We start from the raw sequence: 16,619 nt of genomic DNA on the forward strand, positions 1-16,619 counted from the left end.
TCAGGGTAGTTGCGGTCGCCGTCGGCGTGTCAGTCTCTTCCGCTCCAGTACAGCGGCATGCGCCGTTCGTGGGCAATGGCGACGATCTTCAGGGCCTCGTCGGTGAGGTAGTAGACGAGGCGGTAGTGCGAGTGAGGAACCTTGGCATGGCGAAAGACACGGCCAGCCGGCGTGTCGAGGATGGTCTCGGCTGACTCCGGCCATTCGAGGAGACGATCGATGACCCGGTCGACGTCGGTGCGGAACCTCGCGCCGCGGTGCTGTCCACCCTGGTCGTACCACTGGATCGCGTCGTCCAGCTCACGCACGGCATCGGGGTGAAACCCGACGCGGAGCGTCAAACGCTTCTCTCGGCAGCGCGGGCGTCGAGGTAGGCGTTCGCTTCCTCGCGAGAGAGCATCGTGACCGTGCCGTTCTCGAGTTCGTCAGCCCTGCGTGAAGCGACGGATGCCCAGGCTGCGTCGATGACCGCCTGGTCGGGGGCGTCGGCGTCGTAGAGGACGTCGGCGACCCGCGATCGCTCCTCGGGCGTGAGCGCCATCGCGGCTTGGATCACCTCAGCCACCGTCATGCCCCAATTCTACCGTGGCACCGTCCGGTTCAGCGAGGTTGACCCGGCCACGAGCGTGAGAGGAGTCGTCAGCCCTGCGTGGGGTGGTCGTCTCGTACCTCTTTACGCAAGTGAGCGGATAGATAGATGCGAGGACTGGTCATGGCTTCGGAGTTGGATCGTAAGGCATCGACGGTGGTCGGCGGCATGTCGCTGCGGGTCGAGAAGACAGGCCGCGCGCCCGAGGAGGCCGGCGGGAGTCGGATGCAGTTCTTGTACGAGGTGCGTGCCGGCGAGCATGTCTATCGAGGTACGGATCTGTATGCGGGTGTCGGGATGGATGTGTCGGCGTCGCGAATGGTCGGGGTGCTGGCGGGGTTCCTCTCTAAGGCAGGCGAGAGATACCGCTCGGGCATGTGCCCGCCGGATGACGCCTACCCGGAGTGGGTCTATGAGCAGGCGTATCTGAATGAGGACGAGCTGGCGATGGCGTCGTTCGAGCTCGAAGAGCCGGAGGTGTTCACCGGGCGGTTCGGTGAGCAGGAAGGGCCGTGGGCGTCGGTGGTGTTTTTGCAGGGCGAGGACGCGGACGCCGCGCTCTCGGTTCTTGAAGAGCGCGGTCCGGAGGCAGCGATCGCGCATTTGGCGCAGTGGGACTTTGGAGATGAGACGGAGCAGGCTGCAGCCGCGAACGGTCACGTCTACAAGGCGCCACCGGTCGGGACGTGGGATAGGGAGTTCCGCAGCGGCGCATATCACCTGTCGTGGAATCACTCGCTGGGACACGTGGGCTTGACCCGCAGTATCGCTGGCGCGGCCGAGGCGGCGACACCATCGGAGCGTGCCCGGCAGCTGGGCCCAGCGTCGCCGACGGTCACCGCCGGGGTGACTGGTCACAGCATCGACGCCCGCCCGGAGCCACTGGGCAGATGACCGCATATGGATAGGAACCCACTGGGGTGAGGTGCCGGGGCGTCGCAGAGATGCGACGCCCTTGTGGTGTGTCACGATCAACGCATGGCACGCAAAATGGTGTTCAGCTCGTTGATGACCTTGATGGCGCCGAGCTCGACGGGACCGGTGAGAGCATCACCTTCGGGCTGGATGGCCGCACGTATGAGATCGACCTGTCGACGGCACACGCGGATGAACTTCGGCAGGTGCTCACCCCGTACCTGACGGCCGCACGCCTGACGGGGCGTCGCCCAGCCGGGCGCCCGGCATCTTCTGTCGCGCAGGCTCGGAACTTGGGGGCGATCCGGGAATGGGCACGGGATCACGGATACACGGTGAGCGATCGGGGACGTGTCTCGGCGGCCATCGTCGCCGCCTACGACGCCACGTCCTGACGGAACGCTCACCGTCCGATTCCCTCTCGCGTGACCTCGGGCGTGGCCGGAGGCGTGCCACGGCGGCGGAGGCTGGTAAGGAAGCCGTCGATGCGTTCGTGATCGAGGCGCTGCTGCGTGGCATCCGGTTTCGCCCCGAGCGGGGTGTGGTCGGTGATCCCGTAGCGTTCCCGATAGGCGACGACCATGCGCAATACCGTCCCCCACGGCTCTCTCGCAGCTGAATCGGGACGAGGTTCGGGGCCGAGCGCCTTCAGCCAGGGAGGCTTCTCCGTGAGGGCGTCGTCCGCGAGGGCTTGGGCGCGCTGTTCGATGAGCGATCGTAGTTCGGTCAGCGCGCGGGTCATGTCCTCGGGCATGCTGCCGGATGCTTCGGGGATGAACCCGGCGATGAACCGTCGCCGGGTGCCGCGCCCGCGTCCGGGGCTGGTGCGCGTGGCGAGTTGCTGCACGCGGTGGCGCAGCAGGCTCGCCGGGTCATCGGCGTCAGTGAGCGGCCCGGCCTTCAGTGCGCGGTCGATCAGCCGTTCCGGTCGGTGCCCGGCGGCCTCTGCCCGGCGCAGCGTGGCGACGATGGACCCGAACGTTTCCGACTCTGTCAGCTCGTCGACGAGGCCGTGGTCAAGGCCCGCTCGCGCAAACAGTTCCGTGATGTGCTCCGCCTGGGCTTCCTGCGCGACGGTCTCGTACTGATCGGCGAGGTGCGCGATCGAGGACCAGGCTTGCTGCTCGGCCTCGATCGTCTCGTGCGCGGACCTCTCCGCCCCTTCATGCTGCAAGACCCCGTAGAGGATCGAGTGGGCGGTGGGCTCGGTGTCGGGGAGCTGGTGTTCTTCAAGGTGGGCCTGGTCGATGGCGACGTAGGCGGTGTTGGACGCCCGGCCGCGGGTCATCGCGACGTAGAAGTTCTCCCGCGTCATTGAAGACGAGTGCACGATCGCGTGCGCAGTGTCCACGGTTGCGCCCTGTGCGCGGTGGGCAGTGACCGCATATCCGAGGTCGACGTTGTCTGCCACGTAGCCAGCGGGGAGCACGACGGTGGTGGCGTGGCGGGCGTCGGCACGTGCGATGGTGAGGGAACCGTCGTCGTGGTGTTCGGCGACGCGCCACCGGTCGCCGTTCTTCACCCACGCCCCTCCGCCGGTGGTCAGGCGCCGGTCGTTCTTCCTGGTGATGATGATGTCTCCTGTCCCGGCGCGGGTGCCGTCTCGCAGACGGATGCCGTCGGGTGAGACGTGGCCGTCGAGGATGCGGTCGTCGCGGGCGCGGCTGTTCAGCTCGGTGACGGTCTCGTTGGTCTCCGCGATCAGGAGGCTGCTCTTGCCGTCGGCGATGTCCATGTACCAGGACCGGTAGGCGGCGTCGAGGATGTCTTCAAAGTCACCGCCGACGATCCGACCCTGATCGTCGTAGGTGTCGATCACGTCGGTCCGGCCCAGGCGGAGGTGCAGGGACGCCGTCTTCTCCCACTCGGCGTGGAATCGGCGCACGTCGGCCAGCTCGGGGGCATCACCGCGGTCCCGGACGAGCAACCCGAATGCCCCACCGGCATCGACCGCGGTCAGCTGCGCCCAGTCCCCGACGAGGACGACCTTCGCGCCGGCCTCGGCGGCGTGGGTGGCGATGCGTTCCAGGGCGAGGGTGCCAGCGAGGGAGGACTCGTCAATGATGACCAGCTGGCCGGGCTGCAGGTCCCATCGGCCGTGGTCATGTTCATGAAGCCACTTCGCAGTGTTGTCGGTTTCGATGCCCAGGTCCTCTGCAAGCACTTCCGCCGCAGCGGCCGAGGGGGCAAGTCCGATGACGGTGCCGGCGCCGTGCTTCTTCTCCCATGCGCGGCGCAGCGCTCCGAGGGTCGTGGTCTTCCCGGTTCCGGCAGGGCCGACGAGCACGTCGATGCTCCGCCCGGAGACGGCGATCTTCTCCACCGCGGCCTGCTGCTCCACCGACAGCCGGATGCCTCGGGCGTCTCGCCGGGAGACGACTGCGCTTACGGTGCGCAGCGGCACGGCGGGGGCGTTCGTGGCCTGTGAGAGTGCGAGGAGGGTGTCTTCGGCTTCCAGGATGCGGGTCGAGGAGAAGACCGTGTGATGCTTCGGACGGAACATGCTCGACCCGTCCGGACGAGTGAACTCCGCTGGCGGGACGACGAGCTCAGGCGGGGTCAGCCGCAGCGACGCAGTCTCGGCGGCGTCGACGATCATGCCGATGATCGTTTCCCGGTCGGTGGTGGACGCGAAGCGCAGTCCCATCGTCTGCCGGGATGCCTCGGCATGCAGATTCCAGCGCCGCCACGTCGACCGCTTCACCCCGACTTGCGCGACGACGACTTCACCGATCGCGGTGGCCTGGTCCAGCGGAAGATCATCTGCGCGCAGGGTTCCCCGGGCGGTGCCGGATTCGAGAAGATGCGTCGCCCACGTGGTGCATTCCTCGTCCAGCACGTGGGTCGCCCGTCCACGCCATTCCTCGGTCAGGTCAGCGAGGGAGCGGACTTCTTTCGCGGGACGGGTGGCGAGGGTCGCCTGCTGGCGCAACCGGATGATCGTCGTCTCTGACGGGTACTTCCCGTGACGCGTGACGTACTCGTCGATGAGCCGGTTCTTCTCCGTGTCGATCGCGGCCGACCGGGACGAGAACTCATCGATCAACGCGTCGCCCACCCCGGTGATCTCCCACGAGGGGTTGCGGTCCCGGCCGCGATCGCGAGCTTCCCACCCCAGCCCGAGGACACGGGTGAGGTGGTCGGCGAGCACCGCGTTGTAGTGCTCAGACAACGCGACCACGGCCGCGTGCATGGGCCGGCCATCCAGCGTCCGCCACTTCCCGTCCGCTGCCTGCACCCGGTTCGCGATCACGACATGCGTGTGCAGCTGAGGGTCGCCCGCGCGGGAATCGAAGTGATCGAACGCGGTCGCCACCGCGCCCCGCACGTCGACCTGCGCGACACCGTTCGTGCCTGTCCTGCTCGCCGCGACGTCACGCTCGATCAGATCGATGACTTCCCGGATTGCCGCGTGATGGGCCTGTCCGATCAGTGCCTGTGTGCCGCCGTCTGCAACGGCCCAGAGTACGGAGACCGATTTCGGGACGGAGAAGGTGTAGTCATACCCGGCGACGGTGCGCGGGCGCTTGCGTTCCTTCTCCTCACGGACGATGTTCTCCACCGCGGCTTCCCGCTTCTCAGCGTTCAGATCCTCGGACAACCTGCCAGTGCGGATCTTCACCCGCTCCCGCAACGGCTTGAACGCGAAGTACGCCCGCCCGAGCTGCTCACCCGTCGTCGGATGCTCACCCCGTCCCAGCAGATGACGAAGCTGGGCCTCCGTCACCACCTCACCGTCCGCGACGGCCGCATCCTCGAGACCGGTCAAACCAGTACCAAGCCAGAATCCCGGCGGGGTTCCCGCCTCCGCGTAATAGCGGGTCAGTGACGTCGCAAGGTCCCGCCCGGTGTCACCGGCCGCGATGCTCTTGAGGAGATACCGATACCCCTCCCCCGCACTGAGCACACGCATCGACACCGTCACACAAGACAGGTACGTGACCCGATCCCTTCGAGGGCCCCTTGAGGCGGCGGCCGGGGAGAGGGCCCGACGAGGTCTTCATGCGGAAGGTGAATCGGGGAACTGATCGGAGGTGCTCCTCGGAGTGTCCGACTGGTCGAGTAGGGAAGCGCGCAGGAATCGAAATTCACCACAGCTTTCCTGCCGCTAGCGCCCTGGCTTCCACCGGACAGTCCGAACAGCCCCGTTCCGTCTGTTCGCGTTAAGCTGCCCCATCCGGACCATTCCGGCGCGCTCTGGTAGGGGGCGAGGAAGCAATAGCCGACACAAGCAGAAGGAGCCTCACGACACGCCGACAGCGGTCTGATCTGAGTCGGCGATGCCGGTACGCTAGGCCGGAAAGGCCCAGTCGGGTGCCTGCGTAGCCGAAGGAGCGCCCGATGGTCTTGCCCCGCATCGTGAGCCTCTTCTCGGGTGCAGGAGGACTTGATCTTGGCTTCCATCTGGAGGGCTACGAAATCGCCTTTGCTGTCGATCGGATGGTGGCCGCGGTGCAGACGCATAAGCGCAACTTCCCAGCGACCATGTCAGTTGCGGCGGACATCACGATCCGGAACGAGGCGTCCGGCAGCCTCGCCGTCTTGGATGAGATCGCGAAGGCGCTGACGGATGGCGAGGCCATCGGAATCATCGGCGGGCCCCCGTGTCAGGGATTCTCACGCGCGAACTCGAACTCTCGCGCTGATGACCCCCGAAATCAAATGCCAACCTTCTACCTTGAGATCGTTCAGGCGCTGCAAACACGCTACGACGTGCAGTTCGTGCTCTTCGAGAACGTCATGGGCATCCGCGATGCGAAGCACTCGGTGACATTCCGTGGGATCCTGGCTCGCCTCAAAGAGTTGGAACTCACGGCGGGTGTCGCCGACCACTCGGCCCTCGACTACGGCGTGCCCCAGACACGGAACCGTGTGATCATTTCAGGATTCAAGAACGAGGCAGCCGCTAGCGCCTTCAAGCCGAAGACAATCTCCCGCGAGGGAGTCGACTTGACCGTGCGCGGCGCAATTGGTCACCTGCCTCAGCCAGTTTTCTTCTCGCGAAGCCTCTCAGCGGACGACATCCCGACACATCCGAACCATTGGACGATGACTCCGCGGTCCAAGAGATTCAAGGGCGAGACCGCTGCGCCCGCGCCCACTAGGAGCTTCCGACGCCTGTCGTGGGACAAGCCAAGTCCCACGGTCGCCTACGGACATCGCGAGATTCATGTTCATCCGGACGGAGCGCGTCGGCTCAGCATCTATGAGGCGATGCTCCTGCAGGGCTTCCCGAGGTCATTCGTCCTCGAAGGCACTCTCTCACAGCAGGTGGAGCAGGTCTCGAACGCTGTGCCACCGCCCGTGGCTCGTTCGCTCGCGGCGGCCACCTCGACTGCGCTAACCACGTCGGCGAGCGCTACCCAGACGGTCACAGCGTAGTCAGCTCAGCCGCTGCCTGCGTCCAATGTCGGCCGTCATCCCTACAGTGGAGGGGGGAGGAAACGATGAGTAAGGCGGAGAGTCGGCCTGGGCCGAACGTGCTCCTCAGTCTTGCTGAAAACCCTGACTCCGCCTCGGTTTGCTCGTCTTGGATTGGTCCCATCCTCGCGTTGGGAACGCGGCTTGCGCGGAAGGTTGATGATTTCAGAGGTCGACAGCTGATCATTGCAATCTCGGTTCCGAGTCGCGAGTATGCAGCGGCGCTCATTGGTTCCGGTTGGACTCTCGGAAGGCCGCCCACTCAGGTGGCGACTGATCCGTTGACGGTTCTGCGCGCGGCACTGCCGCAGGGCAACTATCGTGCCGTCAACGCGAACCACGTGATTTCAGGTAGGTTCCAGGGGTTGTCCGAGAAGGTCGTGCGAGACAAGCTGCGCGTTGATGTCACACTCGCAGGGCAGTGGGTCGTCGACATGCTGGAAGCAGTCGCGGCCACTGCCGAGGGCGACCCGGCCGAGCGGATGCCGCGACCGCGCATCGGGAGCATCGGTCGGATGACAGGTGTTGACCGAAACTGGGCGCGGCGTCTTGTCGCTCCTGCGGCGGACCTCGCAATCGTGGGCACGAAAAGCTGGATCAGCGACGACCTCGAAGCTGTTCTTGCCCGGGGTGATGATCCCGATGGCGACTCGCTGGCTACCCTGCTTCTGCCGAGGACCGAGAAATCGGCAACTTGGTTCTCGCGCATCTACTCGTCTTCGGGCCTTGCTGACCAGCTTCCGCTTTCGGATGACGTATCCCTCACGATTCTGGACGGCCAAGGTGCGATCAGATATCTCAATGACGTCCTAAGCCCGATCGTCGTGTGCGTCTTCGATCGATCCGTTGCTGACGAGAGTGCAGCGGAACAGGTCGTGCAGCTCAGAAACTCGCGCGGAGAGCCGATTGCGCTGTCGACACAGCTCGGTTGGGCTCCTCCTGCCGGTGTCGAGGCACTCGGATTCACGGTGGCACTATGACGTCGCGGATCATCGGACTCGATCAGCGATATACAGCCTCGGCTTCGCTGGTGCGGCATGGCGTCGAGATCATTGCTGTTCGGGACGAACTCGGTGCAAGGTTCGATTCGGCCACCCGCGGCCTTTTCCGACTGATCCAGCGGGATGGGCCCGGCGTCTGGGATCATCTTGCCGGTGCCGCGAAAGCACTGCGCTGGCGCCTCATCACCGACCCGATGCCGATAGAGCGCAATGCTCAGCTCACGGCTGCTGCGGGCGAGGTGGGTCGTCAGGCTCGGCAGCTGATCGGAGCCGTCGACGAAGATGCGCTCCTGCGAGAGATCGCTGACGCCGCGGCGGCACTCTGCACCCGCGACCCACTCGTAGGCGCCGTACTGCTTGAGTCGCTGACTGAGGTCGGAGTGGACTCGGCAATTGTCGTGACTGCGAGCAGTCGATCGCGAGAAGCCCTGGGCGAATGGCTCGGCTCGCTTGGGGCACGAGTTCTCACGCTCGGCGATCTTGAGCGCGCCGATGTTTCCGAGGACATCGCCTACTTCGTGGGTCCCCCGCGATTCTTCAAACCGACGGCGGTCACTGCGCCCCGCACGCTGGAAGTGACGTTTATCCTTCCGGCGTGGTTCGGCGATCGAAACGTCCCAAGGTCGGCGATCGCACAGTACGCCGAAGGCGGTATCCAGGTCGCCGCGCGCATCGTCGAGGTCGGCGATGCGCTGCCTGCGCCGCCGGAGCCTGCGATGTCGGAGACCGAGCCGATCCAGGAGGAGGACCTCCTTCCGCAGCCGGTCTGGGGGAGCCGGGTGAGTGAGGACCGTGCGCCGCACGCGGACGAGGTGGAAGCGCGCAAGATTCTTCTTTCGGGGAATCGCGCAATCTGGCTTGATGACGATGGTGAGCGCATCCGTGCGCTTGATCCGACACAGCCGCCTGGCGAGCGCGTCGGCTATTCGGAGGTGTCCGCGGTCGCTCCGGGCACGTACCTGCTTCTGCGTGAAGGTGAGGCTGAGCGGGAGTCCCTCCATGCGCGAGCATATACGCGAATCGGCCCTCGCGCGTCAGCAACCCAGGAGTCGCAGGCGTCCTGGAAGTCTGCACTGATTGAGCAACTTAGGGCGAGAGGCATCCGCGACTCCGAACGCGCCTTGCGTGCACTCGGTGTTCGCGCGGCCGGCCAGGTTCGCGCCTGGGCATCGCCGCACGTTATCCGTCCGCAGAGTGATGGCGATTTCGAGCGGCTCCTCGGATGGCTGGGGCTACCGATCCAGCCGCACTTCGGGCACGCCTCATTGCTAAGACATGAGGTGCATCGAGCCACCCGGGAGCTGCGTGACCGGCTGGAAGCAGCGGCGGATGCCGCGGACCTTCACGAGCTCGAGCGCGTCGGTCATATGACTCTCGACATTGCTGAGCCAGGCTTTCGGGGCATGTTCGTCACCCGCGTCCTTGCGATCGCGCCATTTACGGAACTGGTCGCCCGCTACGACGCTCGCGTGCCCTTTGCCGACGAGGGTGCTCAATGGCTCGAATGATCCCGGCCTACTGCACCGAGTCCGCGCCTCCAGGCGAGAAGGCCGTCTTTGTGGCACTGCGGGACGCAGCTGGGACTGAACACTGGACTGTGCTGCACTCACTTGGGATCGCGCAGCATGAGCGACAGGTCGAAGGAGAGGCGGACTTCGTCGTCGTCGCGCCCGACGCTGGCCTGCTGGTGGTAGAGGTGAAGTCGCACCTGTCGGTCGCGCGTAGCTCCGATGGCACCTGGCGCCTCGGTCAGGACCCTCCGACCGTGCGAGGACCTTTTCAGCAGGCGCAGGAGGCGATGCACAGCATCCGGGGCTACCTCCGGAGCAAACGGGTCGAGCTGCGGGACGTCCCGGTCCTGCACGCGGTGTGGTTCACGGGAGTGCGTGCGCGAGCGACGCTGCCCGACTCACCTGAGTGGCACTCGTGGCAGGTGCTTGATTCGAGCGACCTCCCGACCACAGCTCAAGCGGTTGAACGAGTCATGAGAGAGGGAGCGCAGCACCTCGCCTCGATGATCAAGTACTTCGGGTTTGGTGGATATGGCCCGGACCGGGCCACCACTGAACGGATCGTGGCTACGCTTCGTCCGCGGTTCGAGGTTGTGATGACTGCTGGGGACCGCCGACAAGCGCGAGAGGGTCAGCTCGCACAGTTCGTCGAGGAGCAGTACCGCGCACTGGACTCAGCCGCCGACAACAGAGGCGTCTTGTTCACAGGCCCCGCCGGCACAGGCAAGACCTTCCTCGCCGCTGAGTCGGCTCAGCGGGAGGTCGCTCAGGGGCGAGCAGGTCGACTTCTGTGTTTCAACCGCCTACTTGGGCGTAGTCTCCGCGAGAAGCTCATGGATGTCGTGGGGCTCCGCGTGGGCACATTGCACCAGGAGATGTTGCGACTCGCCGGCATGAGCGGCCCGCCGGCAGACGCCGATAGCGACTTCTGGGAGCGAGTGCTGCCCGAGAAGGCCCTTGAGGGCCTTGCTGAGCGGAGTGCGGAGGAGGTCGGGGACTTCCTCATCGTCGATGAGATTCAGGACATCGCGACTGGCACCTACCTCGACTTGCTCGATCTGCTCGTCAAGGGCGGGCTGCGCGACGGTCGCGTTCTCATGTTCGGTGACTTTGAACGCCAGGCGATCTATGGCAGCGAGGGGGCACGCGAGGTACTTCGCGCCCGATCGCCGCATCTGGCGTCGTTCCGGCTGTCCGAGAACTGTCGGAACCTGCCCCGCATCGGATATCAGGTGAATCTCCTCGGTCACTTGACGCCGGGGTTCAGAGAGTTCCGCCGAACCGACGACGGTATCGATCCGACGATCATCAAGTACGTCCGCGGCGAGGACCAGGCCGCCATATTGCGGAAGGTCGTAGGCGATCTGCGTGACGAAGGCTTCGATCTGACAGAGATCGTCGTGCTCAGCCCGCTTGGCGATAGTTCTGTCGCTGCGAGCACATCTGAGCCCTGGCTTCGTCAAGTGCTGAGTCCCGCAGACGGTTCGAAGCCGATCAAGGGGCGGCTCCGCTACGGCACCATCCACTCGTTCAAGGGACTGGACGCGCCGGCCGTCATCGTCACTGACCTTGATGACTCCGGTGGGCCGCACTTCGATGCCCTCGTCTACGTCGGGCTGACACGCGCGACGGATCGCCTGACCGCCCTGGTAGAAACGAAGACGCTACGGCGACTGGTTGGAGGAGAGGCATGAGCGGAATCGAAGCCCGTGAGACCGTTGAGGCGGCCCTACGGCGCGAGCTCTTCGGGCCTCTCGACGGTGATCCCGTGCGGGGGCAGCCGCTGACGATTAACGCTGGAGTCGTGCATTTCGAGACGACGGAGGCATCCCGGGGCCAGTTCCACGATGCGGACAGCGGCCAGGAGATTCTCACGAGCGGCACCCCGCTCAAGCGCTACGGCGTCGGAGTCTTATTCGCGGGCGCCACCGTCGGCGGCTCGCCGGTGGAAAGCGCCGTCGAGGAGGTTTCCGACGCCCTCGACGGAATCACCGGTATCGCGCTCTCCGAAGACGACCAGATTGGGCCGCCTGTCGAGATTCAGGGCCACGTCCGTCACGATGTCGCTGACTCGGATGACTTCGATCTCACGGATGCCAACACGTTCAAGCCGTCGGCGATGGCCGTCTCGTTTGAGACTCGCATGGCTGACTCGGGAACCCTCACAGTTGAGGTAGTCGGCGCGAGATACGAGAAGCTGACCGTGCACATCCCAGGTGTCGCCAAACCAGTCGATTGGTGGGTCAGACGCCCCTTCGAGGCGGTCGGCACGATCTCGGGTCGTACGGTTCTGCGGGAGACGAATCGGCTCAAAGTTATCGACGTCGTGCTCCTGAGCGGCGAAGGCGTTGTCCCTCTTGCGGTGCGAGTGTTCAGTCGTCCGGTCCCCGGGGCTGACGACCCGGCTCTCAGGATCGTGACCCTCGCAGTCGTCAACGATGCCCCTGGTTCCGGCCCGTCTGCGGCGGTCTTTCAGGTTGGCTTCAAGGTGTCGACTGTCGGCGACGCTGACATCGTCCCCTATCCGGAGGTCGAGCTGCCCGACCGGGACGAGGAGGAGCGATCACTTGACCTCCTCTACCGGAACCAGCGCACCTATGCGATCGGGCATGGCTGTGCAGCCGAATGGGGGGCAGTCAACGCCGATGGAGTTGTGCCGTTCGTGCAGGCCGCGGCTCTGCCTGCATATGAGGTCGTCAGCCTCTCACCGAACGTGTACCTGTCTGACGACAACGGGAATCCTGCCTTCGATGCCGATGGCAAGCGGCAGCCGGTGGCTGTCAGTATGGCGGCCCTGGCAAGCGGTAGCGAGGACGGCGCCGCCCAAGTGGAGCTTGTCCTCAGTCAGTACGAGAAGTGGATCGACCGGCGGGAGGCCGAGATCCCCGAGTTGCTTCCGCGCTATCAGGACGCCGCGAGTGAGCACATGCGTCGAGCACGAGCGGCGCTGACGCGGATGCGAACAGGCTGGAGCCTCGTGGCAGCGAACGATCGAGCTGCGCGAGCGTTTCGCTGGGCAAACGAGGCGATGCTGCTCCAGCAGGTCCGATCCGGATTCGAGCTGCGCGAGGCCAAGCAGAGCGGCGATGGTCGCTGGAGAGTCGAGGGAGCGCACCCCGCACTCACCGTGCCGACTGGCCGGGGATACTGGCGTCCATTCCAGATCGCGTTCCTACTTGCAGTGCTGCCCGAACTCGTAGAGCCAGAACGCCAGACTCGCAGCGACGTCGATCTGATCTTCTTCCCCACTGGTGGTGGCAAGACAGAGGCGTACCTTGGCGCGGCCGCCGTCAGTTTGCTCTCCCGGCGGCTCCGTAACCCCGAGGACGCCGGAACAGACACGCTCATGCGATACACCCTGCGTCTCCTCACGGCGCAGCAGTTCCTCCGTGCTGCATCGCTGGTCTGCGTGCTCGAAGACATTCGGGAGCAGAACTCTGACACCCTCGGTGCTGCTCCCTTTGGAATTGGGATTTGGCTGGGTGGCAGCTCAACGCCGAATACGTGGAAGCAAGCACTTGACAACTTGCGGGCTCTGCGTAGACGACCTCACGAGCAGAACCTTTTCCTTCTGCTGAGGTGTCCCTGGTGCGGTGCACAGATGGGCCCGCAGCCTAAGAAGGGCGGTGGACAGGAACCGATCGGGTACGAGGAAGCAGCGGGCAGGGTCGTGCTCCGCTGCATTGACGGCGAGTGCAAGTATTCACGCCGCGCTGGTCTGCCGGTCCATGTTGTCGATGACGATATCTATGAAGCTCGGCCCTCGATTGTCATCGGGACTGTCGACAAGTTCGCGATGATGGCGTGGCGCCCCAGGGCGAGGAATCTCTTCGGGCTTGACGGGAGTGGCGCGCGAAAGGTGTCTCCGCCCAGCTTGATCATTCAGGACGAGCTGCACTTGATCTCCGGCCCGCTCGGCTCAATGGTCGGAATCTACGAGCCCGTGATCGACGAACTCTGTACCGATCGCCGCGGCGCGAGTCCTGTGCTCCCCAAGATCATTGCCTCCACGGCGACGGTCAGACGATATGAGGACCAGATCAAGGGGCTTTTCGGCAGGGAGACCGTCGCGCTCTTTCCGCCGCACGGTCTTGAGGAGGGGCGATCCTTCTTCGCTGAACCCGCGACTTCGGCCGACGGAACCCCGGAACCAGGGCGGCGCTACATCGGTGTGATGAGCGCATCGCTCGGCTCGACACAGACGGTCCAGGTCCGCGTCGCCGCCGCAACCCTCCAGGCCGCGGTGGACATCCCGGAAGAGGACCGGGACGGCTACTGGACCAACCTCAACTTCCTCAACTCGCTCCGGGAACTCGGGAATACCGTCTCGCTCCTCCAGGCTGACATTCCCGACTATCTCACCGGGCTCCGCCGACGGGACGGGATCGTGCCACGGTGGCCTCACCGACAGATGGAACTCACATCGAGGCGGCGGTCAGACGAGATTCCAAAAGCGATCGAACAGCTCCAGGTGAGGTACGCCCCTGGGAAGGAGCGACAAGAGGCTATCGATATCTGTCTCGCCTCGAACATCATCGAGGTAGGTGTGGACATCGATCGGCTCGCGCTGATGACGATCGTCGGGCAACCGAAGACCACGGCGCAGTACATCCAGGTGAGCGGTCGGGTCGGCCGGAAGCAGGAAGTCAGCCCTGGACTGGTCATCACCATCTACGGGGCCGCGAAGCCGCGTGACCGCAGCCACTACGAGCGTTTCCGCACCTACCATCAACAGCTTTACGCGCAGGTGGAGCCTACTTCCGTCACTCCATTTGCCATGCCGGTCCTTCGCAGAGCGCTTCACGCTGCCGCGGTCGCCTATGTTCGGCAGACCGCTCCCGAGACACTCGGACCCGACCCGTTCCCTTCGACTGCCTACGACGAGGCCATTCGCCTGCTGCGTGAGCGAGCAGAAATCGCGGAACCCGACGAGCTCCCGGTCCTCGATCGTTTTGCGCGTGATCGCGCCCGTCAGTGGGGTGGTTGGGAGCGTACCGAGTGGGACGCCAACCCCCGTACTGGTGATCCGCTGCAGGGGCTCATGCGGTTCGCGGGAACCCTCCCTGATCTCGATAGGCGCGCGACGATCTGGGATGTGCCGACAAGCATGCGGAACGTCGATGCCGAATGCCGCCTGGAGATCAGTCAGGCGTACCTGTTCGAGGACACGGCCGCGGAGGAGCCAGCATGAGCACTGGAGCAATGCGCCGAGCGCAGCTAGTGACTCCATTCGGCGTGGGGGCCATGAGCGTGCTTGTGAATGGGACCTCAGTGATCACTGCTGGTCTTGATCACTGGTACGAGGTCGTCGACCAAAGCGCTCTCGCGATGGAGGAGTACCAGGAACACGACTGGCGGCTTGAGTCCCGCCTCAAAGTCTCCGAGTTCCGACTGCCACCGGACTACAGGCCGTCAGGCCAGGGCAGCGACTTGCGAAACGTCCGACTTACCGTGCCCGTGTTGCGCTTCCCCCGATGGTCGTTCTGCATCTATTGCAAGCGTCTGGAACTCAGCAAGCTCACGATGAAGACGCTCGTTGAGTGCCAGGACAAGGAGCATGCCGACAAGAAGTACAAGCCGAAGATGTCGCAGGTTCCGTTCGTGGCGATCTGCGCCCGAGGACACCTGGATGACTTTCCCTTTGACAAGTGGGTGCATCGATCGGCCAACCCATCATGTACGGGCACCTTGCGCCTCGTATCACGCGGAGGCGGCGGGCTCGAAGGGCAGGTCGTAACCTGCGATACCTGCAAGCAGGAGCGCTCGCTTCGAGGGGTCACCGAGGCCCGATTCGACAAGAACGGCGAGGAGCACACCAATCTCAGCGATCAGCTCGTTTCGCCCGAACAGCCCTATCTCTGCGGTGGGGCTCGGCCCTGGTTAGCGCAGCTTGACGGTGTTTGCGATCAACCGATTCGAGGCGCCCTGCGCGCTGCTGGAAACGTCTACTTCCCCAAGGTGGAGTCCTCGATCTATCTCCCTCGACGTGAGGGAGCCGTCAGCGAGGAGGTCCATCAGCTGCTCCGACACCCTGCTGTCAGCACGACCTTCAACAACGTGTTTCAGTTGAGTCTTGATGAGGTGTCGGGCGGGCAGCTACGGAAGCTGCTGGAGCGAAACGTCCCGCCCGAACTCTTCGCTCCCATTTCGGACGACGAGTTACTGGCGGCATACCAAGATCAGTTCGGCATCGGCGAGAGCAGCGGGGAGGAGCCAGTCGAGACTCCGGTCGACGCGGAGAGCCTGACGAGCGACGACATCTGGCGGCATCCGGAATACGTGAAGATTCGCGAGACACCGAAAGATGACTTCCTCGCGGCATCCGACCCCGGTCTTCACGCTGATCTAGCAAGCCACCTCTCTCGCGTGAGGTCGATCGATGTGCTTCGGGAGACGCGCGCGTTGCGGGGGTTTACGCGAGTTCGCGACGGCGAGCTGAAGCTGACGGAGGGGAAGGCGATGCTCAGGCGTGCCAGCTTGACCCCTGCACAGGATTGGCTGCCGGCCTATGTGGTCAAGGGTGAAGGAATCTACTTCGAACTCGATGGGACACGCCTTGCAGCCTGGGAGGGGCGTGCGGAGGTTCAGGCACGCGCCCAGCGGATCACCGATCACTACGGATCAGTGGCAAGCCAGCGCGGGTTGCAGGGGCGGACGATTAGCCCAAGGTTCGTGCTGCTGCATACGCTGTCGCATCTCTTGATCAACGAGTTCATCTTCGCCTGCGGCTACAGCTCGGCTTCGCTCCGGGAGCGTCTCTACGTCTCTGACTCGGCCGATCGGAACATGGCCGGCGTACTGATCTACACAGCGGCGGGCGACTCAGAAGGGACGATGGGCGGACTTGTTCGCATGGCACGCCCGGACAACCTGCGGCAAGTTTTTGCCTCTGCACTGGCGGACGCTCACTGGTGCTCGACTGATCCGGTGTGTATGGATGCAGGCGAGAAGGGGCAGGGACCGGACTCCTGCAACCTTGCGGCGTGTCACGCCTGTGGGCTCCTCCCCGAGACCAGCTGTGAGGAGTTCAATCGATTCCTCGATCGAGGTCTCGTAATCGGCACTCTGGACGACCCGAAGCTGGGCTACTTCTCCGACGCGTTCTCAGACTGAAGCGTTTCCGAAGGAAGATACCATCTGACGACCAGTCCCATCGCCACTCGGGGGCGGTGCTCATGCGCA

At 64.6% G+C, this 16,619-nt stretch carries 11 protein-coding genes; 8 read left to right on the forward strand and 3 right to left on the reverse strand.

Annotated features, from left to right (window positions below):
• Positions 1-29: 29 nt before the first annotated feature.
• Positions 30-341, reverse strand: coding sequence for a type II toxin-antitoxin system RelE/ParE family toxin (locus J4Z35_RS09995; RefSeq protein WP_074040848.1), 312 nt, complete (start codon positions 339-341; stop codon positions 30-32).
• Complete coding sequence (locus J4Z35_RS10000; RefSeq protein ID WP_083603968.1) at positions 338-571, reverse strand: addiction module protein; 234 nt, start codon at positions 569-571, stop codon at positions 338-340. The genes J4Z35_RS09995 and J4Z35_RS10000 overlap by 4 nt, the downstream gene beginning before the upstream one ends.
• 141 nt (positions 572-712) lie before the next feature.
• Here J4Z35_RS10000 and J4Z35_RS10005 point away from each other — a divergent pair, with 141 nt between their 5' ends.
• Positions 713-1,483 (forward strand): hypothetical protein, encoded by a 771-nt coding sequence (locus tag J4Z35_RS10005; RefSeq protein ID WP_074040850.1) that lies wholly within the window; start codon positions 713-715, stop codon positions 1,481-1,483.
• Positions 1,484-1,533: 50 nt separating this feature from the next.
• Complete coding sequence (locus J4Z35_RS10010; protein WP_074040887.1) at positions 1,534-1,899, forward strand: Lsr2 family protein; 366 nt, start codon at positions 1,534-1,536, stop codon at positions 1,897-1,899.
• 8 nt (positions 1,900-1,907) lie between these two features.
• Here the strand turns inward: J4Z35_RS10010 and mobF are convergent, their stop codons facing one another.
• A complete protein-coding gene (mobF, locus tag J4Z35_RS10015; RefSeq protein WP_074040851.1) occupies positions 1,908-5,429 on the reverse strand; it encodes a MobF family relaxase in 3,522 nt (1,173 codons plus the stop codon).
• A 416-nt stretch (positions 5,430-5,845) separates the two neighbouring features.
• Between mobF and J4Z35_RS10020 the strand changes: the two genes are divergently transcribed.
• The 6 genes from J4Z35_RS10020 (at position 5,846) to J4Z35_RS10045 (ending at position 16,550) form a co-directional block, all read left to right on the forward strand.
• Entirely contained in the window at positions 5,846-6,886 is a 1,041-nt protein-coding gene (locus J4Z35_RS10020) for a DNA cytosine methyltransferase (RefSeq protein ID WP_074040852.1), read from the forward strand.
• A gap of 320 nt (positions 6,887-7,206) precedes the next feature.
• Positions 7,207-7,905, forward strand: a complete 699-nt coding sequence (locus J4Z35_RS10025; RefSeq protein WP_235006245.1) for a hypothetical protein — start codon at positions 7,207-7,209, stop codon at positions 7,903-7,905.
• On the forward strand, positions 7,902-9,434 hold the full coding sequence (locus J4Z35_RS10030; RefSeq protein ID WP_074040853.1) for a hypothetical protein: 1,533 nt from the start codon (positions 7,902-7,904) through the stop codon (positions 9,432-9,434). The genes J4Z35_RS10025 and J4Z35_RS10030 overlap by 4 nt, the downstream gene beginning before the upstream one ends.
• A complete protein-coding gene (locus J4Z35_RS10035; RefSeq protein ID WP_239279600.1) occupies positions 9,422-11,131 on the forward strand; it encodes an NERD domain-containing protein in 1,710 nt (569 codons plus the stop codon). The genes J4Z35_RS10030 and J4Z35_RS10035 overlap by 13 nt, the downstream gene beginning before the upstream one ends.
• Positions 11,128-14,628, forward strand: coding sequence for a helicase-related protein (locus J4Z35_RS10040; protein WP_074040855.1), 3,501 nt, complete (start codon positions 11,128-11,130; stop codon positions 14,626-14,628). The genes J4Z35_RS10035 and J4Z35_RS10040 overlap by 4 nt, the downstream gene beginning before the upstream one ends.
• Positions 14,625-16,550, forward strand: a complete 1,926-nt coding sequence (locus J4Z35_RS10045) for a DUF1998 domain-containing protein (protein ID WP_074040856.1) — start codon at positions 14,625-14,627, stop codon at positions 16,548-16,550. The genes J4Z35_RS10040 and J4Z35_RS10045 overlap by 4 nt, the downstream gene beginning before the upstream one ends.
• Positions 16,551-16,619 lie beyond the last annotated feature (69 nt).

It is taken from the genome of Dermacoccus sp. NHGro5 (assembly GCF_017565385.1).
In the GTDB taxonomy this organism is placed as follows: domain Bacteria; phylum Actinomycetota; class Actinomycetes; order Actinomycetales; family Dermatophilaceae; genus Dermacoccus; species Dermacoccus nishinomiyaensis.